Source organism: Henriciella sp. (genome assembly GCF_029936995.1).
Taxonomy (GTDB): domain Bacteria; phylum Pseudomonadota; class Alphaproteobacteria; order Caulobacterales; family Hyphomonadaceae; genus Henriciella.
The window spans coordinates 15,250-40,260 of record NZ_JAPYRE010000004.1; the positions used below are offsets into that span (position 1 = coordinate 15,250).

Sequence of the window (25,011 nt, forward strand, 5' to 3'; positions counted from 1 at the left end):
TACTTATAGGGAGGCCAAACACACATCCCCCACCCAGTGATTTTTACTTCGGCGTCTTTGGTTGACGCTCTCTTCTCATTCAATCGCAGAAAATTTTGGTTGCCCGCGATTAATGTTTGAGAGAGCAAGGCGCGTGCCAGTCTTGTAGATGAGCTTAACGCTTCGACATGGTCGGGTTGATTGGATAGCAATGCAAAAAGCTGCATAACACATTGAGAAACAAAATATTTTTTTTGAATCTGAATATGGCTTTTCCGCTGGTTAGCTTTAGAGATAGCTACGAACACGCTTAACAGTCGTTGCTAATTTTTACACCTTGATTTCCCTCATAACTAATTGGTAACCAAATTCTTAACGTAAATTCTGTGACTTTTGTCACTCAAGAAGAAATGAAGTGCAAAACTGTTTCAAAATAGGATGTTATTTCTTATGGATGGTGCTGGGATGCATTTAATGCTCCTATATGCAATCGAAAGTAGAAATCTTTGCCGAAGATGTTGAAGCCCAATTCAGTCGAGTTTCTGAGTGAACTTAGAAAGATATCGGGAAAGGTCAGAAACTTGAGCGAGGGCGACTGGATCGCCAGTTATGATGGAAGTTCCGAGAACTGCCTTATTGTTTTCAATGGCACGATTGAAGAACGCCACACTTCGGAAACCGGACGTTATACAGTGTCTCGTGTTTATAGCCGAGGGCACGTCATATTGCCGCCGGGTTTTCGACCCGACCGGCTGGACCAAATTTCCCGGGTGGCCGTTACGCCCTGTGAGGTAGGCGAAACGAAAACAAGCATCTTCTGGAATTATCTGCTTAGCAGGCCAGAGCTAACCCAATTCTTCCTGGCCCAATGCGTAGAAGATCTTGATGAGATCATGTCGAGGCTAGTGGACGCAAATTTGGTCCCAGTGCGTGAGCGCCTCAGGCGTGAATTATTAAAGCGGGCAAATGAGCAAGGTTCAGGACAAGCCGCTAAAATTCACATTAGAAGTCATGATGAGTTTGCCGCCTACCTGGGTGCAAACCGTGAAACAGTTTCGCGTGAGATTTCCCGGCTGAGCAGGCTGGGGGCAATAGAGACGTCTAGAGGCCATATTCTGGTAACGAATGTCGAGCGGTTAAGGACCGTCAGCTAGGTACTGGTTGCCAATCCATCGACAGAGAAGGCCAATGACTTAGCGTGCAGGGCATTATGGCGAGTGTCGTTCCACACCCCCGAAATACCTTCCAGTATATCAAAACGTAATGTCGCCTAGTCGGATCACGCGGTCTTCTGGTTGAGCAGGACTTGGCACGTGTACTGATGCTGAAGAGCAATCTGTACTAGATCAACAGCACCATGTTGGTTCAATCGAGTTCGGGGAGCTGCTCCAGGCCGAGATCTTCCGGATGCATCTGTATCACGCCAGTGGGCCAGCCAGCCGTTTCCATCATGGAAAGGGTGCGTTCACGCGCTGCGGCATCGCCAGAATAGACCGCCTTGATGAGTTCGTCATTGATCGACTGGTTGCTGGAAAGAAGCTTTTCTTTCGCGGACTCCTTGAGCATCAGCTCTGCCAGACGCTCACAGTTTGAGTTACTGGTCGTCGCCTTCAGATGTAACTTCATCAGCTTGTCGCTGGCGATCGTTTCGTCAGAGGCCAGCTTTTCGTAAGTATGTTTGGCGTGTCCAGCACATATCTTATACAATTTTGGAAAAGTGCGTGGTTTGATGTCCGTCAGGTCGGCGGCTGTGTGGATCACGTCGACACGTTCTCCGCCGACGATTGCGACACCGGGCACCGGTCCTTCGATGTCCTGGGCAAAAGAGCCGGTCGATGTTCCAAGGGCCAGCCCCGCCAGGAGGCAGATCCTGGTAAAGCCCAGCCTGCGATGTCTCGAGCGCGCCCTATATATGCTTTGGTTCATGTTCAGACCTCGTACTAGTTAAGTAAAACTAGTTCGATGTCTTTTACAGGCGCAATAGGTCAACCAGCCTATACTCGCTCAGGGGGGCGACTGAGCCATGCTGCACCAGGTTCGCAGAATGGCGGCAAACGCTAGAGCTGAGACGGGTCATTATGGGTTTCGTCTGCCCACCTCCGGGCGGACAACTGGGCTATTCCACGATCCCGGTATAACTTACAGATCCACTTTCCCCCGGTTGAATGGGAGAAACCAGCTGCCAGCGCAGGTGTGTGGCGCTTGCAAATTCCGGTGGGGCTTCACCTTCCGGGGAAGTCGTCAGTGCCTGATAGGTCTGCCCACCATCGACCGAAAATGAACGGGTCGTCTCTCCTGCGTGGAGGCCTTCGAAAAGTGGTTTGATCTGTGGTGGCACAGCCATGGTCAGGAGGATGTCCGAAGCAGGTTCGCGGCCTGTGTGCGTATAATCCAACTGGTACATCACACGGTCCCCGGGCGCGACGCTATCGGCCGCGACACGCTTTTCAACGATATTGCCGTTTTCGTCAGTCGTCTCGATAAGCTTGCTGACATTCTGCTTTGCCGAAAGGGCCTGGGCCAGAGCGTCCGGGACCAGCATCAAGCCGAGCAGACCGGAGAGAATGAGATATCTTGTCATGCCGTGGGCTCCTGAACTGGAAGATGTTTTTTCGCGGAATGTGATGAAGGGAAGTTAAAAGGGACAGTTTGAATTTCCTGTACCGTCTCATACTTTCGTATTGCCCGCCTGCGGGCAGGCTGGACCATCACCGGATGCGCCCCCGGAACGACAGGGTGAATTCCGGTATCGGCGACCCCGTCTGCATGATGCCTTTGGGGTTGAAGCAGATAAACTTCACTGCCGGGTCGTAACCAGCTTGAGGCGTATAGTTGCAGCCGGAGAAGTTTTCTGGCCGGCTATCTGAATCCGAAAAACCGACATCGCGGCTGTACTCGAACGAGAGCCCGGATCCCGCGTCCACGAAGGCAACCGGCGTTGTGCCGGGCAGGATGTCGGCCCGGCCATCGTCGACATCACCATTCCAGAAAGTGATTTCGTGGGGCAGCATGTCGATGAGCAGCACGCTGTCATTATCTGCGGGTAGCTCACCGACATTTCGTATGCGGATATTGTAGATGACGTCTTCGCCCGGGAGTGTGTAGGGGCTGGTTGACGTCGTGCCATCGAAAAGCTGGACCGATTTTTCGGCCGTCAGCTCGGCTGTGCCGGATGCCAGCAGGAAAGTGTAATCTTCGGCTTCTCCGTCAGGGGCGGGCGAGACGGCGTCCAGACCTTCGACACTCGACCAGCGGAACCGGGCTGTGCGCTTTTCTCCCACAGTCAGTCCGGCTGGAACGGAGACCGAAATACTGATCCTGCCTTCGGTGGTATCCTGATCGTCAGTTCGTCCAGTGACATCGGTGATGCCGTCTGCGGCGTCTACGGCGATCTGTTCGCCGGCATCAAGGAAGTCGCCATCACCGTTCCAGTCGATCCAGGCTTGTAGCAATCCGCCATCTCCGGCCACTTCAACGGGGATGAGCGCCGTACTTGCGGGGACCATGATTGGCAGGGTGATGCCGTCTTCATCATCGCGGCCGGTCTGATCATCGGTGAGGGCATCAGCGTCGGCCTGCAAGCTGCCATCGCCATCGGGCGGGACATTGCCGAGCCGGAGTGAACTGGCAGGTTCCATCTCCGCAACCGTGAGAAAGTCAGTCAGCCTCAGGACGCCAGTGCCGAGAATTTCGGGGAGGATGGGAAAGGCGTCCGGCTCATAACGCGTTGAATGTCCGGCTGCCCCATAGCTTGAGGGGGCGTCACCAGTATCGATGGGCAGGAAAAGTCCGAATGCAATCGAGGAATAACCGTCAGCGGTCACGTTGACATTGGTAACGGAGACGCCTTCTGAAAGTGCAAGCATGGTGCCGCCGCCAAGAAGAGGGGACAGGTCTCCCATAATGACCGTGTTTGCAAGGATATCCGGAAAGGCGGCCGCGAGTATGCCTGTCGCCTCGATCGGCAGCCAGTCACTGCCGTCACTGACGATTGTCGTGAGGTCGACGAGTTCCGTGTTCTGGGCATCGGCGAGCACCAGATCGACCGGGAAGGCTTCTCCACTTGCGGTGGCCGACCACTCGATCCGGAAATCCGGTGCCAGAGAAAGGTGTGCATTGGAGAGCCCGACAGGGTTAACCCCTGAATAGAGGTTGTCGAGAGCGTCGGTTGCTCCCGTACCGGTAACGTATGGACGGAGAGGTTCAGTGATGCCCGTGATGCGGGCCGTCACGACGATACCGCCAGGCAGGGTCCAGCTTTTGGTGACGGAGTCACCAGGATTGAAGGTTTCCCCTCCACAGGACCAGTCGAGCCACCAGATCTCGTCGCGGTATTTCCCCGAGCCGCCTGAGGCGTAGCCGGAGCCTGTCAGGGAGGACCCTGTCTCGCAGACATGATCTTCAGGGGCGATGATGAAGAAGGCGTAGTCTTCGACTTCTCCATCCGGGGCGGGGCCAACAGGACCGAGATCAGCTTCGCTTGACCAGCGAAACCGTGCGAATGTCCTTTGGGTGGTTGTGTTAGCCGGCACAGGCACGGCCAGAGCAATGAAACCGTTGATCAGGCCGTCTGCATCGGATGGCCCACCGTCTGTTGCATTGGTTGCGACCTGCTCACCTGCGTCCAGGAAATCTCCATCGCCATTCCAGTCGATCCATGCCTGGAGCTTCCCGCTACCAAATACGGCCACGGGGATTGTTGCGGTCTTGTTCCAGTAGAAACTCGGCAGGACAACACCGTCATCAAGATCGTCTGCTGCTATACCGGAAGAGTTGTCGGCGTCCCGTTCCGCAGTTGGCAGAACCCCCATGAACATCAGCGCTGACACGGTATGGGAAGGGCCATTGTCTGCGGCGAGCGTGCCATAGGAGGATGGCGCATCGCCGAAGTCCTGGGTCGGCAGAATCTGGGCAGATGCTGCCACGTACATGGCAAGCGCGACTGCCCATGAGGTGAGGCCACGGCCTGCGCGAGAGATGGCTGTGCTAGATCTTTTCATGTGGGGACACCCAGTCCAGCAAACCATCAAGGTCTGTCTGATCGAATTTGAATCTCAGCCGGAGAGTAAGACCATTCTTGCTGTATGATGCTTCTTCGAAATCATCATCCTCGAAACCGGAGAAATTATAACCCGCACTCACCCAGAGGTTCTTTCTGGGCGAGAAGCCGATAACCGGGCCGATGGAGTATGAGTATGTCCGTGTGGCAGAGGCCGACATGATGCTCCCACGGACGCCGATATCAAGCTTCGGTGTAAGGTCGTGACGAACCTCCCCGCCGAGAAGGTGGCTCCATCCCGAATAAGTCCTGCCAGCATGTGTGGCTTCTGTAAATTTCAAGCCATGAAAGAGGCTCGTTTCCAGCTTGCGGGTGATGCGGCTGTTCCAGTTTGTGTTGCTGACAAATTTGGCGGACCTGTCAGCTCGCGATCTTGCATGGCGTATAAAGTCGAACCGGTTGAGCAGGACGGACTTTCCGTTGCGCGGGCGCCAGGCGAGACCTAGGCGTGCGTCCTGGGATTCGGTCTGGCCGTTCGCGCCCGACTCATCCTGCCACCTTGCGCCACCTGCGAATGACAGGGCCTCGGTCAATTCGCGCGCGCTTCCAAGAACCAGTGTTTTACGTGTCGAGATGCTGGTATCCTTGTATTCGGCGCGAACCGAAGTTGCCATTCTGGCTGAGCGATGACCAATTCCCAGATAGCCGGACTGGAACGCTTCGCTGCCGGACAGGCGATTGCGCGGGCGCGGGATAAGCGGCGAATCCGGGGGGAAAGCATCTGAGCCTCCTGCTTGGTGACTTTCGTCAAGGAGCGAACGATTGGCAAAGCCGATGCTCGCGCTCCAGGCTTCTGTAAGTTTCAGGGTCTGGTCGACCCCCATCGTGGTCGTGAGCTGCCTTGCGCTATCCTGTGTGAAACCGCCAAGATCAGCGCGCATCGTGTTGCCCGACCACGGACGAAGCGTGACGCCGACGGTTGAACTGGCTGCGGAGATGTCTTCCCCGTCGGTGATCTCATGACGCAGGTTCAGCTGGGCGTATTTGTTGATGGTCTTGTCGAGCCCGAGAAGTGTACGTTGCGGAAAAAGGGTGGTGCGGCCGCCACTGAGTGGCTGCTCGTGGCTGACTGTTGCGGTAAGCCCGATATCGCTGAAGCGTTTAACAAGACTGCCTGTAGCCAGCACGGCTTCCGTCGATTGACCGGAAAGGTCTTCGGCGACAGTGCGCAGGCCGAGACTGGCATCGAGAGCGGGCCCGTTATGGATGATACTGCCTTCGGCAACTGTGCGGGTGTGGTCGGTGTCGAGTGCTTCTTCCCGATAGGCTTCCAGCGCGACTGACTTACTGGCCAGACCCTTTTCAGTGACAGTCTGGTCGACCCGTATGGTGGTGGCTGCCCCGGTCCGGCGAATGGCGCGTGTGTTCTGGGCCGTCTGGCCAAGACCATAACCAGAATCCTCTTCACGGACATAAGCGTTAAGCTGCAGCATTTCGCTCTGATGAAGGACCTCGACCAGATATGCGTGAGCGGTGCCGGACATCTCTGGCGTGCTTTCTGCATCCCGGCGCGTCTGTGCAGCTTCCACCCGGACTTTCGTGTTGTCGTTCAGGTGCGCAGTCACGTCGACGGCGGACAGCTCGGTAGCGTTCCCTGCCTGTGCGTCCGGATCAGCTTCATGAATGTGAGTGAAGCCTGCTTCGAGGCGGTTTTCGAGCATCCGCGCAGCGAGCCGTCCGCCATAGGAAAGGGCGCGTCGGGCGTTAGAAAATGTCTCATACTCGGCGACGATGACGCGCTCGTTGAAGGCGGTGTCGACCGGGTCGACGGGCTGCCTGAAAATCAGTTCGCCCGTTTCGTAGTCGAGGTCATAGTCGACAAACCGTTGAAGCGCTTCGGTCGACAGGACGCGGTCCGGGCGAACACGGTCGCGCGTTTCAACGCGAATGGTTTCCGTGAACCTGGCTATGGGCGTTGTCTTGAGCCGGTAGGGCCCGGACGTACCATCAGCTGCAATCTCATCCCGGGCGAACCGCTGGTTCGTTTCAGCGGCGAAGCCGCTGGCTGAGAAGGTTTCGCCCTCATGAACAAGCCGTGCGCCGGTCAGCTTCCTGCTGTATCGGGCAAGTTCGGTGTCGGCCAGGTCGGTGTTGAAATCGCCCAGCAGAAACTGAAGTGCAGCTTTCTCCAGCTTTACGTAAAATGGATAGTTGCTGGCGGCTTCCTGGCCGGTGTGGGAGCGATCACCATAGAGCGTGTAATAAGCGTTCGGGTCGATGATATCGAACAGTTCATCGTCGCGTGCACCGCGTCGCTTTCGTGTATCCAGCGCTGCCGTCAACAGCCAGTCTCCACGAACGAGCCCCTTTGCGAAGAAGGCAAGTCGAGCGTCCTTGTTTTTGGGGGCGAGCAGGCTTTGTGCGTTGTCCAGCTCAAGGCCGGCCTCGCCAAGCCCGACCATCACCCAGTCACGGGCTTCCGGACGCAGATAGACATCAATGTCTTCATGCTGCCCGTCAGCCAGGGAGACACGCACGCGCACATGTCCTGTCTGTAGCGTAGGCGCGAGGATTACGCGTGCGATACCATCATGATCGACGGAAACATCCCGCAGCGCCTCGAGGCCACCAATAACGGGTGACATTTCGAGCAGCATGTCATCGCTATGCAGGCGGTACGGGGAATTTACACTGACATCTACCAGACGGCCGGCATGGACGGCTTTTCCTGCGGCATTCTCAATGCGCAGTGCTATGACAGGCGGTGTGCGACCGTCCGCGGCGAGGGTGGACTGGTCGGCGACAAGCTTTGACTGCTCGATCTCGTCAACGAACCATATCGCTCTTTCCAGGCGCGTGGGCCGGCCTGTTCCATCGGTGAATAGAACCTCGAACTGATTTTCTCCTTCCTGAATGTCGATACCGCGCCATCGATGCAGCAGGGCCTCGCCATTCGCAGATGTCAGGGATTGCTGGCGATTGCCGACCGGCACAGGCCTGCCATTGAGACGAAGCTGAGGCTGTGCGCCCCTGGGGAGTTTCAGACCGATATTAACGCTCTTGCTCGAAGCTGTACGTGAAGCGGCTGGGTAGACCCACTCCGCGTGCGCTGCCTGCGTATCCAGCCATGCCTGATCATAGGCTAGGTATTCCGTCACGTCGCTGAATACCTCTTCTGAGGTTTTCGCAGATGATGTGCCTGTGTTGCGCAAATAGAAGTTTGCTTGCCAGACGGAGCCGCCTTCACCTTCGACAAACTGCGATATGGCGCTTCCGGCAAGTCGTGTGTTTGTTTCGCAGGCAACCGCTTCATAGCCTTCCGGCAGGGTTTCCATGTCAAGCTGGACAACGTGGGTGCCGGGCTCCAGACCTTCGAAGCGGTACAGGCCATTGATGTCGGAAATGGCGTAACGGCCGGTTTCCAGATACAGGCGAACGCCTTCGATGCCTGCCGCGCCACTGACCGGATCTGGCTGTTCAGCCTGCCGGACGCAGCGATCAGAGACCCGCCCCATCACGATCATCTCTGACGTAAACAGGTCGTCGCGCAGCCGGAGGCGGGTTTCAGCCTTATTGGAAAGAAGGGCCAGGCTTTCGTTCGCCGCCCATGCCGTGTTCACGGCCCAGCCTTTCGCGGCATTGGTGTTCACCGATGTCAGATATCCCAACTGAGCACTGTCACCGGCAGGGATATTCCCGATATCAAAGATAAGTCTTTGGCCATCGCTGCTGATCTCGGGATCAGCAACTGGCGTACCATTCAGGGTGGTCGAGCCCGGCACATAGCGAAAGCCGCCTGGAAGATCATCCACAACCATTGGAGAAACCTGCGAAGCATGCCGGTTCTCGACAGTGGCATTGTAAGCAACGAAGTCTCCATGGGCGGCGCTGGTCGCGGGTGTCTGTACAGAAACGATAAGAGACGCATTCGAATCCATGGGCACATCAAGATTGAGTGGGCCGGAAGCAAGGACTTCAAATGGGAGGCCGAACGATTCGGGAATGATCTCAAAGGGGCCGTTCTCAAGCTTGTTAAAGTCGCCCTTCTGGAGGCTTGACGGGAAGGCGTGGCGTTCCGTCGAAGTGATTTCGAGGCGGTATGGGCCGGGCGCGACGAGCGGGAAGAGGAATTCGCCGTGTTCGAGTGTATAAACCCGGCCCGACTGGTCGCTGACAGTTGAGCCTGTCGTGAGGGAGGAAGGATATGGAGAAACGCCGTCCAGTCCGAAGACTTCAGCGGGCTCACCCGTATCTTCGCGAATGAGCGTTACTTCAACGTCGTCGAGGAGTGTGCCTGTCGTGGAATCGAATACGCGTCCGTAAGGGTCAACAAGGGCGGACTCGACAGACTTTTCCTCCCTGTCAAAGGCATCTTCATACTCTGCATGAATTTTCGATTTCCTGCGAGTTGTCAGGAGGTTGTCGTGGGCAGGTGTCGCTTCTGCAGTAAGCATGACATAGCCGTAGAATGCCCCGCTGTCGGCTTCGTCCTCATGCAGGCGCAGTATGATCTCGTCATCACCCCCTGAGTGTACGCGCACAATGATCGATTCCACTCTCGTCGGATCGCTATTGTGCCCCGGGTCAATGACACGCAGGAATACAAGGTCATCGCGGAAGAAGGTCCGGGATTCCATGAGCTCAACCATGTCGCCGTTGACAGGTGCAGGTGTCCGGAAGCGGGTTGTGGACGACAGGGGGATGAAGGCAGCAGCATCCCTGCTGCCGCTGGGAGAGTATTCAGGGGTGTTTATCCTGAGCGCCGTTGCTCCCGGAAGACCGGTTGCCAGCCGGAAAAAACTGACCTGTGAGGGACTGCGCCGGGCCTCGACGACAAAGCTTGCCGGGTTGGTTGTTTGCCGGAACGTTCCACTTTCATGTTCATAACTGATGTGTGCGGTGTTGGTGACCTCCCGGCCTAGCGATGATGCCTGGGCGGCAGCGCCAGATGACGAGGTGGCTATAAGACCAGCCAGGCACAAAGTCCGGAGAAGGGAGCGCAGAAAGGTCATGTCGGAAAATCTGCCTGCCATTCAGCGAAAATTCTGGACCGATCTGTCCCGTTACCGGCGGTGTGCGGGTCTTGCAGGACGGGGACTAAGAATGGGGCTACTGCGCCTTAAGGGGGGGGGACAGGCGCAGTAGCCCGGTCATCCACCAAGTGGGGGGTGGGTGGATAACTATCTCACGAGAGCCTTGATAAAGAGGTTGGCCTCGGCCTTTGTCGAGCCTGCGACAGATTGCAGGGAGGCTCCAGTCAGCTTCACTGTGCAGGTCTCGCCGTCGGAGCCATCACAGTCTGTTGTGCTATCGGCTTTCTTGCTGGTGAGGGTGCCCGAGCTTGTGAAGCCGGAAGCAGAAGCCGAAACAAAGGCGACGCCATCTGGAAGCGGGTCGACAATGTCGATGCCGTCCGCATTCACGCCGGCCGTTTCCCCGGAATTGAGGACCTGGATCGAATAAAGGACGCAGGCGCCTGGTGCGGGATAGTTGCTGGTCGGCTCTGATGCGGGAATTGCTTCGCTGTTACAGCTTGTGCGGTCCGATACGGAATCGAGGACCCAAACCGTTTTCAGGGCTGTAAGTTCTGCAGACGAGACGGTGAAGCTCGCTGAGACCGATAGCAGACCATCAGCGCTGGTTTCTTCAGTCGATCCGGAACCATCAGCAAGGAAGTTCTCTGCGCTTCCACCTATTGTGTTGCTGCCATCGACGTCCGCCTCAACGACCGCGCCCGGCGTCGGCGCGGAAGCCTCGTGCGCCCAGGCGAGCGGATTGCGTGCTTCGACAATTACAACAAATTCGTCTGTATCGGTATCGGAGACGGAGTCTGGAATGTCAGCCGAAACATGGACCGTGAAAGGCAAGTCCTTGGGTATGTCGCATGTATAGCTGGCATCACCTGCAGCTGCACCGAGAGGAGTGAAAGAAAGAGAGGCATTTACGATCGCTGCTTCGCAGGCATCATCAGTATCACCATCATCATTCAGATCGTGAGCATCGCGGGAGTAGGTGAGCTCGAGACCGGTCGCGTCAAAGTCATCGCCGGCCACATCGGCCAGACTGAATGAATAGGACAAGTGGTCATTGCCAAGATTGGTGACAGTGAACTGTAGCGTGCGGTCCTGTGAGTTTGGAGGGACCTGAAGACCGGAATTGTCCGCTGTGATGCTGAGGTCGACAAGGCGGTCCACAGTGAAGCCTGTTGGGCCACCTGGATTGATCACAGGTTGTGGGTCAGCCGGGTCGCCCGTGTAGTCGGGATCATTGGTAATGGTCCCCTGTGCAACGCCGCCAATCTCATATTCGAGCGTGAAGGTGTTCTCGACGGTCGTGCCCGCACTCGTCTCATTGGCATGTGCAGCATTTGCGCTGAATGCAATCAGACCAATAATGCCTGCAGTAGTTTTCATATGTCTGGGCGGATACATTCTGTCTTTCCTTCGCCATGGATTTCAGGCGTGAAAGATTGTTTTTTATTATTTATGAGTCCTTATTCGCAATGGTTCGATTTGAAGTAATAATTTTCAAATATTAATTATCGAGCGTTTGATACATAATTTTTCATCATGAAAACAATATATATCGTCATTATATGACTAATATTGTCATCCCTTAGTATGAGAGGGTTTAAACCAAAAGTATGATGCCGAAATTGAAGGTTTTTGGCGTTTAGGCTGCCGGTGGTCGCGTGTGGTGAGTATGTAAAGCCTGTGTTAGTTAAGGTCATAGATATTTTCGCTCAGGTTAGAACGGGTCAGTTTATATGCCGCCTAAGGTGGAAATCGGGATTTGTCTCGTCGTTGACGATCACCCTCTTTTTGGGGAGGCATTGGCAATCGGCGTTGCAAGAATTGACCCTGACTGCGAAGTCTTGCATGCGGCAAGCTTTGGTCAGGCACAGCGGATACTTGAGCGCCAGCCTAATATAGATCTCGTTTTGCTGGACCTCATGTTACCCGATGTTCTCGGCTTGCGTGCGCTGTCGACTTTTCGCGCCGAACTCCCCCTGGCCAAGCTGATCATGGTGTCCGGCCGCGAAGAAGATGCGGTCATACGTACCGCCATGGCCTGTGGCGCTGATGGCTTCATTGGCAAGTCACAACCCCTCGAGCAGCTCATTGCTCAATTGGAGCGGGTGTTACTGGGCGAGCATGTCTTTCCCGCGACAGGCAGGAGCGACCGTACAGACAGGTCTTCACAAGTCACTGCGGGGCTTTCTCCCGCGCAGCTGAGGATCCTGGTCGCCTTGGCGGATGGGCGGCTCAACAAACAGATAGCACACGATCTCGACCTGGCAGAAGCGACAGTGAAAAGCCACTTGTCTGCCATCTTCCGAAAGTTGGGCGTCAATAACCGGTCACAGGCAATTCTGATGGCCCGGGAACTGATAGCGACTGATTAACAGGCATAATAATGCATGTCGCTTTTGATCGCCCCGGCGTGAAGACGGCACCAGCAAACTTGTATGATCCGGGCCTGTATTAGGCTGAATTTGTCCTTACGGGCGTTGGCATAGGCCGGATGCCCTATGCTCATGTCCTTGCTTGCGTGATAACGACTACACCATGCCAGACGGGGGAGGGGCGTGGATGTTTGCTCAATTTGATAGGGATATGGGCCGCCGGCGCGGAGGTCTGATCGCTTTCCTGGTCGCCTGTATTGCGCCCGCCGCTGCAGCGGCCCCGCTTCCGGACAGCATCGTACGCACTGGTGATATCTTTCAGACGCTGGCAGCAGACATTCCGGAGCCGCTCTATTCCGAAGAAGGGCTTATCGAGTCTCTGGATTACGACGTGACCGCGGCTGCAAACTACGTTCGCGATGAGATTGCCTATGAGCCGTATGAGGGTGTGCTGCGCGGGCCAGAAGGGGTGATCGCGACTGGCGGTGGATCAAGCTGGGATCAGGCCGTCCTTGCGGCTTCGCTCATCAATGGGATGGGCGGGGAAGCGATGCTCGTTCGTGGTGAACTTACATCAGATGATGCCGATCGTCTCCTGGCTCTTTCTGGGGTTGGACATAAGCCTTTTCCGGCCCCTCTTGAAGCAGAGAGCGTGCTCGCTGCGTTTGATGGGGTCTTACCTCCAGCAGCAATAGAGGAAGCCCGTGTAACAGCATCCGAGCCATCGCCTGAAGCGGTAGATGTCAGTGTAAGTGCCGCTGCCCTCGCTGATGCCATCGTGGAGACGGCTCAAAGTGAAAACCTTGCGTTCGGAGGAAATGGAGAGAGCCATTTCAAGTCGTTGCGAGAGCGTCTGGCAGGTGAGTATGTCTGGGTTCGCTACAGGGACACACCAGCTGATCCATGGACAGAGCTGCACCCAGCCTTTGGTGGCAAAGCCGACCCTGAGGTTAAGCCCCAGGAGTATCTGGACAGTAGTGTGCCCGATGAGCGTCTTCACCGGGTTGAGCTAAAGCTGGAGATCGAGCGCACAGGTAGTGATGGCAGACCGGAACGGGTTTCGGTGATGACCCCATATGAGCGACCTGCTGCCAATCTTGCTTCGGCTCAGGTCCCGATCGGGATAGCCCCGAGCGAGCCTGTGATGACAGGTGAGGTGCCTGATTTCTTCGTTCCGGTCCTGTTTGGTGAGACGGCTCCGGGCGCGCAGGTCTTCAATGCGCTTGGCCTGTCCGCGTCAGCCGATGATGCCCTGGCGGGGCCGGGTGTTTTTGCCGAAGTGGCAGGCAAACTGGCCCTGGGGACAGGGGCTGTTGGCGGGGGAGATTCGCCCAAACTTCTGGGTGTCATACTAACGGTTACGCATATTGCTCCGGGTGGGGGGCGCACGCGTGAGGAACGGCGGATTGTCGATGTGCGTGGTGTGAACCGCGACATGTTTGCCAGCCGGGTTCCTGTCGATGGCGTTATCGACATCGGGATTGGGCGCGAAAACGGTGCGCGGGAAATGTACGCCGTATTGAGCGCTCAACCAGGACGTCTACGTGTGACGGGCGTCCTTGCAGATGTTGTTATTCGCCGTGACGAGGTTGATGCCCGCGAACTTGCCTCGCGTATGGGGGATCCGCAACATGCTGGCTGGCCCGGCATGGTATTGCGCGGGGGCGCGCTCGAGCCAGACCTGCAAGAGAGCCGAACATTTCGCACCGGCCCTCTGGTCACGATGCGCAGGATACGTCCCGGGGTCCCCGGTGATGGATTTTCTACGGTTTTGATCGACGTCCTTCACAATCCTGTGCTCAGCCTGGCAGAGGATGGAGCAGGTCTCGATCCGCTTGCCGCGTTGCGCCAGGGCGTGCGGGAAACAATGCTTGAAGGCGTTATCATTGGCGAGGCTGATAAAACGCCGTGGTTCAACCGGGAAATGGAGGCTGTGCTGACCAGTAAAGAGGCCGTCAGCAGCTTTGCTGAGCAGGCAGGTCTCGAGGCCACCGTCCGTGAGAGGATGCTGGCCGATCAAGCGCAGTCTGGCTGGATCGTCATCGCAGATGCCGGTGACGCATCACATTGGTGGCGGGTCGACCCGGTCACGGGGCAAAGCCTTGGCATGGGAGTGCACGGCGGTCAGAGTGCTGTCGAACATCTCATCAGTATGACGGCGGCCGCCTATGGCTGGTACAGTACGATTGCCTCCTATCAGGGGTGTGAGGACACGTTCCCCGAAAATGACAAGATGTACCTCTGCTGCTTGGGTGCGAATTCGGTGATGTTTGGCCTCGGAAATGCGGCAGGCCAAGGGGTCGGCAACTATATTGATGATCATCTCGTGTCGGGCGTCGGGTGGATCATGTCGACGCTCACATTCGAAGGGCACATGTATGTCTTCGACCAGATCTCGGGTATGGGGATCGACTCGGCGTGCCGGGCAGCCTTCAAATGATTTCGATGGTGCGGCTGGTTTCAGCGGGAATTGTGCTCGGTCTTCTCGTCGCGGTCTGGGCGGGCGCATTGGCCCAGACGGACCTTGATTTTTCCAAACTTCGGGGCGCTTCCGAGGTCCCCCCCATTGAAAGTCGTTCCCTGGTATTCGAGGACGGTGTAGCGGCAACAACGTTCCCGGCTGAAGGCAGTATGATCTTCAGCTTTGAGGTAGATGATCCGCTAACAGCCTATCGTATAACTGCATCGTCCCCTGAACAAACCAGTATCGTACTGGAGGCGATGTCGCTCGAGCTCAATGACAGGAACCAGGCGACGGCGCGGGAAGTTCTTTTGACCACGGCGACCACGTCTCTTGATACCGATAAGGCGGAACTACGTACAACGCTATTCGAACCGGGGCTTGTCTATCTCGGTGTCGCCGTCATGACGCCCGTTGAAGTGAATTTGAAGATCGAGGCCGTCGAGGCTCTGGAAACCCCCGACAGCTTGCCGTCACGTGCCTCAGAAGCCCGAGAGACCGGTAATGATGTCGCCGCGCTTAATGCTGGCGCGACCAGCTGCGTCAGACCTACGGCCCTGGCAGGGAAGGTGGTGGATTTAACCTTGCTTCGTCCTCCGAAGACGGGAGGTGAGCTAACAATCTATGACGACCGGGGGAGACGGTTGGTGCAACGCCGGGGCCAGCACGAACTGAAGGTCCGCGGCCTTCGACATGAAGATGCCCGGATATGCGTAGAGACATCGGGCGCCAAGGCAGGAAATTCAGGGTGGCGGCTGCTGACTGAACCGTCAACGGATACGTGGTCGGCGACCGAACCGGACGATGCGCATGACAAGACCACGCCGAGCCGGGTTGACCTAACGGAGAGTGTACGAGCCCCTCTCGATACCGGGGACATTGATCACTTCCTGATTTCGGATTCAGCCGAAGGTGGAGCGTTCAATGCGCGGATACGAAGCTCGGTAAACATGGAAGTCTGTGTCACAGAAGAACGGTCGAGTGAATGCTACCGGGGAAACGTTATCGACATTGGCCCCTTTGCGAAAACCGCCCGGCTGTCAGTTGAGAACCAGCGACCGCAGGCGGGGGTTTATGAGATCAGTCTTGCGCCTGCCGAGTTCGATGCAGCGATAAGTAATCTGGAGCCAAATTCGTCTCCTGATTTCCATGAGCCCAAAAGCGGAGCGGGCGTGTTCTCAGGCACGCTATCCAATGACGGCGATGTAGACGTCATAGGTTTCGATGCGGGGCTTGAAGCGCAGATGTGGAGGATCGTCGTCCTGGGTGAGGCGGTCGACCGCCTCAACCTGTACAGCAAAAGCGGTCCGGTCGCGGAAAAACGGCGCACGCGGCCCGGCAAACGTATGACCACGTCAGATTTCTACCTGGATCCCGGGCCAGCTTATATACGCCTTGAAGGCAAGACCGGTGACTACAAGCTGATTGTCAAATCGCTTGGCCCTCCATTGGTGACCTCAGAGCGTGAACCGAATTCTGCGCTGCCAAGACGCCTGACACCTGGAAAGGCAATCATTGGAACGCTGGACAAGGGTGATGAAGACCAGTTCAGTCTGTTTCTGAGCCGGGAGACGCCCCTTAGTGTCAGCCTTGATGTGCCAGCCGGCGGCACCACCAGAGTACAGAGCTACAAGAGGTCTAACCTGTCCTCGCCTGATCTCGATGGAGTTGACGTCGAATCTGGCGGTTGGCGCAAACGCGTTATATTTCCGGCAGGCGAGCATATATTCTCCCTGGAGCCGAGAGAGCCCAGCCCGGCCGAGTACGAGTTCCAGGTCGATTATGCCAACCCGTTTGTTCCGAGTGAGGCCGCGCCCGATGATGTTGGTCTTGCATTAAGCGAGCTTCCTGTCCTGCAGGCATTCTCTGTTTACCGGCAGAAAGTGGCGGCTGAGATCACCGTGGAAAATACGTCACCGGAACCGCTTACAGGCCGTCTTGATGGATGGTTTGTGCGTGAAGGCACGAAGGTCGAAGCGCCGCTATTCGGTATTCGGCCGGGTAAGAGCAAGACCATATCCATGCATATAGACGCGCCCGCTGATCTCCATGCCGGGCCGCTTACAGGATTTGTTGCCGCCATCGACGGACAAGGCCGCACGCTGGGGACGGTCAGGGTCAACATCGAGACGAGCGCGGAAGTGGCTCCACATGGTCGCCATGCGGCTCTGCCGGCGCCTCCGTCAATGATTGGCGGGATCAATGTGGCGCTTTCGGCGATCGGTGCGCAGTGGGTTTCGGTGCCGGGCGCAGACGTCGACCCCGAAACTGAAGACTATGAGGCGGATAACAGTGCGGGGGCGCGCAATTTTCCCCGGATCATAGACGGTTTTCTGGAACAGGGGCAGGGAGCTGAAAGCCACGCTGCGCGGCTCACACGGGGTGTCGAGGACATCATTGCGCCGGTGCTCGATCTTCCAGGTGAAAACCCGATCCCGGTGGCTGGAATTGGCATTGATACACGTATGACGGCGAACACCGCGCTCAGATCATTTGCGATCGATGTTTCCATTGACGGGAAAGAGTGGCGAGAAGTCCTTCAGGCCCAGCATGAGGCCTGGGGTGAAACCCGGTATTATGAGCTGTCGAACGGGCCTGAACCTGCGACGCATGTACGGTTGCGTGCCCTTGACCGACGCCCGGGTGCAGATGGCGTCGTTGAAATCAGCGGATTTGAAGTGATTGCCGAGCCCGGTGCGACGGGGCTTTCTGATTTGAACATTGCCGACAAACGGCTTTGGGCGCTGGTGCGTGGCTGGCAGAATATTCAGGCGTCCGGCACAACACAGATCGACCCGTTCTGGGAGAAACCCCTGCGCATGCCGGGCGAGGGGGAAGTAAGCGACTTCGGGCTTGCCGTGACCTTCAAGTCCCAGATGAGCGCGGATGTGAGTGCACTGGAACTACTCTATCCCAAGGAGATTCCAGATGATTACCCATTTGCCTCCGACGCATTTGTCTTTGCATCCCAGCGCGGGCCTGCCGGGCCCTGGGAAGAGATTGCCCGGTTTGACCTGCCTGAGAGCCCTGAACCAAACCAGATCGTGCGTTTCGACCTTCCTGAATATGAAAGTGCCAAAGCCGTAAAGGTCGATTACCGGCTTCCGGATGCAGCCTATGTCTATGCCCCACGCCAGATCCGCATACTGGAGCGGCCGGAGACCGACGGGTATCGCTCCATCCTCGGGCTCTGGGGGCCATACGCTTCGGAGCGCATTGATCTCTCAACAGTGTTTGATGCCCCACTGAAAGCAGGCGAGACGGAGCATGTGCTGTCAGTTAACGGGAAGGCGCACCGTGGGCTGGTCGAGTTTGAACAGCGCGAGGAAACCTGGAGGGTTGAGCTACCCGAGGGGCAGAACATCCTGCAGCTGTCGACGCGCGGCGAACCAGGGTTCTCACCAGCTATAGAGGCAACTGATGACGAAGGGGCTATTATTGAGCCAGTAGAGGTCGAGCGTCCCGCCCATTCCGATGAAACACGTTATACATTCATGACGGTGCCCGGCGGTGTAATTGAACTTAAAGTCTCCGAAGAGCAACGTTCGACGACGTTCCTGTTTGATCAAAGCCCGTCTGTAAGCAGCTACATACCCATGATCCGGCGCGGAATTGTCGATTTCGCAGATTCGATGGTTGAGGGCCGGGATGCCGTGAAATTCAAATCCTTCGGCGGCGACTGGGGCCAGGAAGGATGGTATACGGATCCCGAGAGCCTTCGCCTGGCCCTGTCGACCTATGGCGGCGGGGACCAGAGCTCCGCGGAAGCATCGCTGCGGGATGCGGCGAGAGAGTTGCGGGAGCAGGAAGGCTCTCGTGCCATAGTGGTAATCAGTGATGCCGAGACAGGTATTGTGCCGGAGCTTCCGCTTGCGCTGGATGCCGCCCAAGCACGGGTGTTTGTCCTGAAAATCTCGTCGGGTGGTGTCACGTTTCAGGACCCGGCAAACTCGCAGCCTATCGCTGCTGCGTGGGCGGGGCAGACAGGGGGAGAGGTCAATCCTGTCTTGTGGGCCGAAGACGTCTCTATCGGATATGCACGTGCTTCTGCACGCATCCTGGGACCAAAGGAGTATTTCCTGCGAGCGAAGGCTGACTATCGTCCTGAAGAGCCAGGCTTCCTTGCTGTCACATCCGACGATGCAGCCGGTAGGAGACAGGCTGATGATGCCGGAATGCTGGTCATTCTCGATGCATCAGGCAGCATGCTCAAGCGAATGGAGGGCGGACGCCGTATAGATATCGCGAAGGCGGCTTTAAGCGATTTTCTCAGCGATCTGGCGGATGACTCCAGGCAGGTACGCGTTGGCCTTCGTACATTTGGCGGGCCGCCCGGATCTTGCGAAACTGAACTGTCGCAACCGGTTGGCCCTGTCGAGGTGGAGACAATCATCGAAAGCGTGCAAGAGGTGCGCCCCCAGAACAATGCGAAGACCGCGATTGGCGCAGCGATTGACCAGGCAGCTGAAGACCTCGCCGCGCTTGATGGTGCAAAATCCATCCTGCTTGTGACAGATGGCGAAGAGACCTGTGGTGGTGACCCGCTGGCATCGGTAGAGGCTTTGCGGGAACAGAGTGGGCAGTCGCGTATCGACATTATCGCTTTTGCGCTCGAGCCGGATATCGACCGGGGGCCGTTTCGTGAATGGGCTGAGGCCGGCGGGGGACTGTTCGTTGATGCAGCGACCGCTTCCGATCTGTCCAGTGGCCTTAATGCGGCCAGGCAGGTCCGGTTCGAGGTCTTCCGGGGAAAGGAACTTGTCGCCAATGGTGCTTCGGATGGCGGGCCGATCGCTCTTGCCCCCGGGCAGTATGAAGTGAGTTTTTCGGGGAGCGACACCACGAAAAATGTGACCATAAAGCCAGGAGAGACAGCTTCTCTGGGTATTGCCCCTTGAGCCCTGGAGTGGGTTTTCGCGCAATGGTCTACCGAGCCGACCTTGCGATGACGGTTCTGCCAGTCTAGCGTCCTCATGCGCGCGCCGCATTGAAGGCAGCTCCAGAATCCAGTGCTGGGGGCAGGGGAATGGTGAAATTCGAAGAGCCCGAGCTCAACGAAATTTCAGAAATCCAGCGATCTCTATTCGATCTGGCCGTAACGCGTGCCCAAGGTGATGTGCGCGACTGCCTGTCGAGATTGCGTGAACTGGTTGGGGCTTCGGGAGCCTTTGCACTGTATTTCCATTCTGGTTCACCGGTGATTGTCAGTGACAGCATAGGCGAACAGATTTCCGACTACTTCTTCGAGCGGTGGCAGGGGTTTGACCGGGAAGGATTTTTCCTTTTTTCCGACCAGGAACTGGAAACGATCAATCGGATGCGCCGCAGTCTTGGCTCCGGAGTTCATCACGAAAACAAGATAGGTGTGCGTGAGGAAATCGAGAGTACGCGCTATTTTCAGGAGGCCTTTCAGCCTGCCGGGATGCACCACGTCATCGGAATGAGTGCCCGGCTGCCTGTCGGTGAGGCCGTATTCGCCTTTGGGTTCGCTGGCGATGAAGACCCCGGTTTTGCGGGGGAGCGCACAGAGGCCATTCTGAACCTTGTGCTTCCCACATTCGAGCATGCATTCAACGCGCTTGATGCCAGCAGTCCGAGCGCCGGCGAGGTCGCACAGTCTTTGCAGCAGATTCCCTGTCCGGCCGCGCTTGTTGATGGCTCTGGCGCCGTGATCCATGCCAACTCATTCTTTCAGGATGTTCCGAACGTTATGGGCTCGGGAGAGGTGCTTCGTATCGTTGGCCCCGTCCTTGAGGGCTGCCTGTCGAGCGAGCTTGTGCTTGTTCTCGGGCAACCTGTCAGTGCTTTTGACCTGTCGTCGGCTGCCCGTGAAGTCGGGCTCAGCACCCGCCTGATCGAGATTGCCAGGCTCATGGTCGAGGGAAAAAGCAACCGCGATATCGCCGAAGAGCTGGGGATCAGCATTCATACTGTGCGGCGCCATGTGGAAGCAGTCATGGACCGCCTTGGCGTCAGCTCGCGTGCCGCAGTCCTTCCCGCCCTTATGCAGCGTGCTTCGGTATTCATTCACTGAAGTTGAGTAGGCCGGTTGCCCTATTGTGAGGCTGCAGACCCGCAGGATAGTTTGCTGGGAGTATATGGGACTGTGAGGCCCAGCGCTGGCTGGGGAGGCTTCACAGGAATAGAGGAGGGGTTCCATGAAATCCGCATATCTGGCTCTGTTGATTAGCGCCTCACTTGCAGCGTGTGGCAGCGAAGCACCTGCAACAACTGACACCGAACAAGAACCTGGGGCCAGCGCTGCGGTGACAGGCGCTAACGCGACCGACGCCGCTACCGCGCAGCAGGACTTTGCGCTGGACTTCACACCCTATCCAGGGGCCGATCTGGAATCATACATGTCAGCCATGGGGCAGACGATGGCCCTTTTCCGGTCCTCAGACAGTGCTGAAGCAATCATGAGCCATTACCGCGATCAGGCCGTGGAACAGGGGTTCGAGATAACGGTGGATGAGGTCGATGGTCCGGTCCACAACATAAATGCCGAACGCTCTGACGGAGCTAGCCTGGTCATCACTGTGACAGATGAAGGCCAAGAGCGGCTGGGGGACATCTCCATTTCAAGCTGAGTGGTCGCCGCTTTTAAAGAGTGACGTGCGTTTCTGGTTGGATAGGTCGGCGACCGGAATTGCCTGAGACAGGGCGTATTCGGGAGTACACACCTGTTAGACGCAATACGAGGTCGTGGCGGCCGGGAGCAGTGACCATATCGTGGCGACCAGCCCAGTCCAGCCAGTTGCACGGCTGACAAACCTCACAAAACCGGACCGGGAGCGAAATTGAGCCGAGTACAGCGCGCCGAGAACGACCATCTGTACACCAATGGCTAGCAAATAAGCTGCGACCAACAGGGGTCGCGGCAAGGAAAGGCTGCCAATCTGAATAGCCTGAAGGCCGTGGCCGCAGATAAGGCCGTGCAGGCCGTAGATCGAGCTGAAGGCCACAAACCATATGAGTGGGGCGATAAGGATGCGCAACAGGTCCTTCACCCAAGCGCTCCCGGAAGATGAGCGGCCATCAGGATGAGGACACCTGTGACAGCCGCATAATCGACCCATAGTTTCACAACGGAAAATTCCGCCCGGCACGCCGTCATTGCAAACTTTCCTCTGACCCGCGCCATGAGGAACAATATCATCATAGTCGCCAGAGCTGCGTGGAACAGGCCGTAACCGCCGAGCACAAGGAGTGTGGCACCATAAGCGTGACCAGGAGGGGCTGGCGCGCGAAGCATCAGGGTAATGCAAATAACTGCTACCAGTCCCGTGCCGGCCAATGCCATGACAAGCCAGGCTCCCGGCTTGTCCCCAACCCGGTTGGCGCCGATTGCCCGGCGTATGCTGATGGCACTTATTCCCATACCTGCCAGTCCTGTGGCGAACTCCAGCGCCGAAGGCTCGAACAGGGCTGGAGGCGGCCAGCCGGGAGCGACCGTCCAGAGGAAGGCAAATCCGAACAGGAGAGAGCCAAAAAAGGTGGCGTCCGCGGTGAGAAGGAACGCAGATCCCCACCAGCCCGGCGACCTGTCGACAGTAGATGAGTTCGCCAGTTTTATGCCTCGGCCAATGGGTTGGGGCGGCATGTCTTTCTTATGTCCACGAGACCAGACCCAGAGCCAGCCGAGAATTGCGACACCTGTTACAGCAAGCGGCGTGACCCAGTAGGTCTTCAACAATAGCGACAGAAAGAAGAGGCCTGTCACTGCGGCGAGGATAATGGGAAGACGCGAGTTTCCCGGATAAGCAACATGATAGTCTGGCCGGCCGGTGGAAATATCTACCGTCAGGGTTTCACGTCGGCTGCCCTCAGTCGGCGGATCGGCGAGGTACCCGTCACCCCGGGCCAATCTTGCCGGAAGACCGGGATCGTCGGCGAGCGGTTCGCGACTGGTTACATGCGGCAGACTGGCAAAATTGTAGGCAGGCGGCGGGGTCACCATTGCCCACTCCAGCGTGCCCGCCTTCCATGGATTACGCTTGCCGCGATTGGCGGTCATGGCGTGCAGAATTATCTCGACGAGGACGATCGCGATGCCGATTGCCAGGATGAAACCGCCTATGGACGAGATGAGATTGATCATCGTCCACCCATCTTCCGGCTGATACGTCGATATTCTGCGGCGCTGCCCGAGGAGCCCGACCCAGTGCATGGCAAGGAATGTGATATGGAAACCGATAAATATCAGAGCGAAAGCGACCTCGCCTAGACGGAAAAAGCGCTTGCGTCCCGTGAAGTGTGGCAACCAGTAATAGATTCCGGCAAATACTGGAAATACGAAACCGCCAAACAGGACATAGTGCAGGTGCGCAGTGATGAAGGCTGTGTCGTGGGCCTGCCAGTCAAACGGCACCACGGCGACCATGACACCAGTCAGCCCTCCGATAACGAAGGTCAGAAAGAAGCCCAGAATATGCAGCATGGGCAGGTGCAGTTCCGGCCGGCCTTTCCAGATCGTACCGATCCAGGCAAAGATCTGCACACTGGTGGGAACGGCTACAAGCGTGGAAGCAGCAGAGAAGAAGGCGAGTCCCATGTGCGGAATGCCCGTGGTGAACATGTGATGCACCCACAGACCGAATGACAGGAAGGCCAGACCGAGTGTCGCGGCAACAATCCAGCCATAGCCTAGGAGTGAGGTACGGCACATCACTGGCAGGATAGTAGAGATAATCCCCGCCGCAGGCAGAAAGATTATATAGACTTCCGGATGTCCGAAGAGCCAGAAGAGGTGCTGCCAGAGCAGGCTGTCGCCTCCAAGGTCAGCCTGGAAGAAGGGCAGGCCGAAAGCACGTTCGAGCTCAAGCAGGACCGACCCCAGAATAAGCGGCGGGAAGCCGGTCAGGATCATGAGCGCTGTCACCAGGGCGTACCACGCGAAAATTGGCATCTTGTCGAGCGACATCCCCGGTGCGCGGAATTTCAGGATCGAGACCGTGATCTCAACAGCTGCCGCGATGGCAGAGATTTCCACGAAAGTGATACCGATAAGCCAGAAATCGGTATTGATGCCCGGCGAATGGATCGCGCCTGTTAGGGGCGGGTACATGAACCATCCGCCGTCGGGCGCGATGCCGAACAGCATTGAAACAAGCAGCATTGTTCCGCCGAAGACGTAACACCAGTAGCCGTAAGCTGTGAGCCTGGGAAAAGCGAGGTCGCGGGTTCCAAGCAGCTTTGGGAGAAGATAGACCGCCAGTCCCTCGAAGGTCGGGATGGCGAACAGGAACATCATGATTGTTCCGTGCATGGTGAAGATCTGGTTGTAGATATCCGGACCCGCGAACGCTGAATGCGGTGTGGCCAGCTGTGCGCGGATCAGCATCGCCAGGATCCCGCCAACCAGGAAGAAGAAGAACGCTGTGACGAGAAACATTCGCCCCAGGTCGGTATGGTTTACTGTGGAAAACCAGCCTTTCAAGCCGCGCTCGGAAGCCCAGATCGCGCTCAGCTTGCGGTGGCGTTCAAGTGTATTCATCCGGTTTCACCCGCCAAGAATGACTCCCATGCCGTAGGGTCGTGAGCAATAAGGGTAAAGCCGAAGCTGGCATACCCGCTGCCGCTGAACTCGGCACTGCGCCCGGCGTAGCGGCCCGGCCGGTCCGCCTCAATTCGGAGGACATTTACGTGGCCTGGCACGGCGTCCATCTTTCCGGCGACCCGTGGAACCCAGAAGCTATGGATGACGTCGGTAGACGTGATTTCGATATCGACTGGTCGCCCGGCCGGAATATGAAGGACATCCTGTGTCTGTAGCCCAGGCCGGTCTGGATAGGAAAATGTCCACGACCATCGGCTCGCTTCAGCTTCTACAGTGATGACCTCGGCACTGCTGCGTGGCAGCAGGCGTTCCCCGATCACAAGGCCGTAAACAAGGAGGGCAAGCAGGATTGAAACCGGAAAGATCAGGCCAAGATTCACGATCCAGACACGGACCTGCTGAGCTTCGTCTGCTGTCTTGGCCGGCCGGCGGAAGGCCATCAGAATGAGCAGCATGACGAAACTGAGTATCAGAAGCGCGCCAACCAGCATGCCCCACCAGAGTGTCGCTATGTCTCGCGCGGCCGGGCCTGCTGGCGACAGGGTGGACAGTTCGCCCTGGCAACCGCCAAGAGTGAACAGCGTTAGGAATGTGAGAGACAAGCGGGG

General features: G+C 57.1%; 13 protein-coding genes. 6 read left to right on the forward strand and 7 right to left on the reverse strand.

Annotated elements, in window-relative coordinates; genetic code table 11:
• The first annotated feature begins 560 nt into the window (after window positions 1-560).
• Window positions 561-1,133, forward strand: a complete 573-nt coding sequence (locus Q1K31_RS09690) for a Crp/Fnr family transcriptional regulator (RefSeq protein ID WP_300379050.1) — start codon at window positions 561-563, stop codon at window positions 1,131-1,133.
• A gap of 211 nt (window positions 1,134-1,344) precedes the next feature.
• Here Q1K31_RS09690 and Q1K31_RS09695 read toward each other — a convergent pair whose 3' ends face one another.
• The 5 genes from Q1K31_RS09695 to Q1K31_RS09715 form a co-directional block, all read right to left on the reverse strand.
• Window positions 1,345-1,905 carry a hypothetical protein gene (locus Q1K31_RS09695; protein ID WP_300379051.1) on the reverse strand — a complete coding sequence of 187 codons (561 nt, stop codon included), beginning with the start codon at window positions 1,903-1,905 and terminating at the stop codon, window positions 1,345-1,347.
• Between the two features lie 190 nt (window positions 1,906-2,095).
• Window positions 2,096-2,560, reverse strand: a complete 465-nt coding sequence (locus Q1K31_RS09700; RefSeq protein ID WP_300379052.1) for a hypothetical protein — start codon at window positions 2,558-2,560, stop codon at window positions 2,096-2,098.
• 127 nt (window positions 2,561-2,687) lie between these two features.
• Window positions 2,688-4,979 carry a CshA/CshB family fibrillar adhesin-related protein gene (locus tag Q1K31_RS09705; protein ID WP_300379053.1) on the reverse strand — a complete coding sequence of 764 codons (2,292 nt, stop codon included), beginning with the start codon at window positions 4,977-4,979 and terminating at the stop codon, window positions 2,688-2,690.
• Entirely contained in the window at window positions 4,966-9,990 is a 5,025-nt protein-coding gene (locus tag Q1K31_RS09710; protein WP_300379054.1) for a hypothetical protein, read from the reverse strand. The genes Q1K31_RS09705 and Q1K31_RS09710 overlap by 14 nt, the downstream gene beginning before the upstream one ends.
• Window positions 9,991-10,158: 168 nt before the next feature.
• Entirely contained in the window at window positions 10,159-11,391 is a 1,233-nt protein-coding gene (locus Q1K31_RS09715) for a hypothetical protein (RefSeq protein ID WP_300379055.1), read from the reverse strand.
• A gap of 353 nt (window positions 11,392-11,744) precedes the next feature.
• On the opposite strand from Q1K31_RS09715, the gene Q1K31_RS09720 reads away from it, so the two are divergent.
• The 5 genes from Q1K31_RS09720 (at window position 11,745) to Q1K31_RS09740 (ending at window position 21,434) form a co-directional block, all read left to right on the forward strand.
• Entirely contained in the window at window positions 11,745-12,383 is a 639-nt protein-coding gene (locus Q1K31_RS09720; RefSeq protein ID WP_300379056.1) for a response regulator transcription factor, read from the forward strand.
• 187 nt (window positions 12,384-12,570) lie between these two features.
• A complete protein-coding gene (locus Q1K31_RS09725; protein ID WP_300379057.1) occupies window positions 12,571-14,823 on the forward strand; it encodes a transglutaminase family protein in 2,253 nt (750 codons plus the stop codon).
• Entirely contained in the window at window positions 14,820-19,742 is a 4,923-nt protein-coding gene (locus Q1K31_RS09730) for a VWA domain-containing protein (RefSeq protein WP_300379058.1), read from the forward strand. The genes Q1K31_RS09725 and Q1K31_RS09730 overlap by 4 nt, the downstream gene beginning before the upstream one ends.
• A gap of 128 nt (window positions 19,743-19,870) precedes the next feature.
• Entirely contained in the window at window positions 19,871-20,878 is a 1,008-nt protein-coding gene (locus Q1K31_RS09735) for a helix-turn-helix transcriptional regulator (protein WP_300379059.1), read from the forward strand.
• Between the two features lie 124 nt (window positions 20,879-21,002).
• Complete coding sequence (locus Q1K31_RS09740; protein ID WP_300379060.1) at window positions 21,003-21,434, forward strand: hypothetical protein; 432 nt, start codon at window positions 21,003-21,005, stop codon at window positions 21,432-21,434.
• 416 nt (window positions 21,435-21,850) lie between these two features.
• On the opposite strand, the gene ctaD is transcribed toward Q1K31_RS09740, so the two are convergent.
• The gene (ctaD, locus tag Q1K31_RS09745; RefSeq protein WP_300379061.1) at window positions 21,851-24,340 is read right to left on the reverse strand and encodes a cytochrome c oxidase subunit I; all 2,490 of its coding nucleotides are present in this window, start codon (window positions 24,338-24,340) and stop codon (window positions 21,851-21,853) included.
• Window positions 24,337-25,005, reverse strand: coding sequence for a hypothetical protein (locus Q1K31_RS09750; protein WP_300379062.1), 669 nt, complete (start codon window positions 25,003-25,005; stop codon window positions 24,337-24,339). The genes ctaD and Q1K31_RS09750 overlap by 4 nt, the downstream gene beginning before the upstream one ends.
• Window positions 25,006-25,011: the final 6 nt, after the last annotated feature.

What these genes read in the sequence shown, in the direction of transcription:
- Q1K31_RS09695 (WP_300379051.1), bottom strand. Translation starts at nt 1,905, where the DNA reads ATGAACCAAAGCATATATAGGGCGCGCTCGAGACATCGCAGGCTGGGC.
- Q1K31_RS09700 (WP_300379052.1), bottom strand. Translation starts at nt 2,560, where the DNA reads ATGACAAGATATCTCATTCTCTCCGGTCTGCTCGGCTTGATGCTGGTC.
- Q1K31_RS09705 (WP_300379053.1), bottom strand. Translation starts at nt 4,979, where the DNA reads ATGAAAAGATCTAGCACAGCCATCTCTCGCGCAGGCCGTGGCCTCACC.
- Q1K31_RS09710 (WP_300379054.1), bottom strand. Translation starts at nt 9,990, where the DNA reads ATGACCTTTCTGCGCTCCCTTCTCCGGACTTTGTGCCTGGCTGGTCTT.
- Q1K31_RS09715 (WP_300379055.1), bottom strand. Translation starts at nt 11,391, where the DNA reads ATGAAAACTACTGCAGGCATTATTGGTCTGATTGCATTCAGCGCAAAT.
- Q1K31_RS09720 (WP_300379056.1), top strand. Translation starts at nt 11,745, where the DNA reads ATGCCGCCTAAGGTGGAAATCGGGATTTGTCTCGTCGTTGACGATCAC.
- Q1K31_RS09725 (WP_300379057.1), top strand. Translation starts at nt 12,571, where the DNA reads ATGTTTGCTCAATTTGATAGGGATATGGGCCGCCGGCGCGGAGGTCTG.
- Q1K31_RS09730 (WP_300379058.1), top strand. Translation starts at nt 14,820, where the DNA reads ATGATTTCGATGGTGCGGCTGGTTTCAGCGGGAATTGTGCTCGGTCTT.
- Q1K31_RS09735 (WP_300379059.1), top strand. Translation starts at nt 19,871, where the DNA reads ATGGTGAAATTCGAAGAGCCCGAGCTCAACGAAATTTCAGAAATCCAG.
- Q1K31_RS09740 (WP_300379060.1), top strand. Translation starts at nt 21,003, where the DNA reads ATGAAATCCGCATATCTGGCTCTGTTGATTAGCGCCTCACTTGCAGCG.
- ctaD (WP_300379061.1), bottom strand. Translation starts at nt 24,340, where the DNA reads ATGAATACACTTGAACGCCACCGCAAGCTGAGCGCGATCTGGGCTTCC.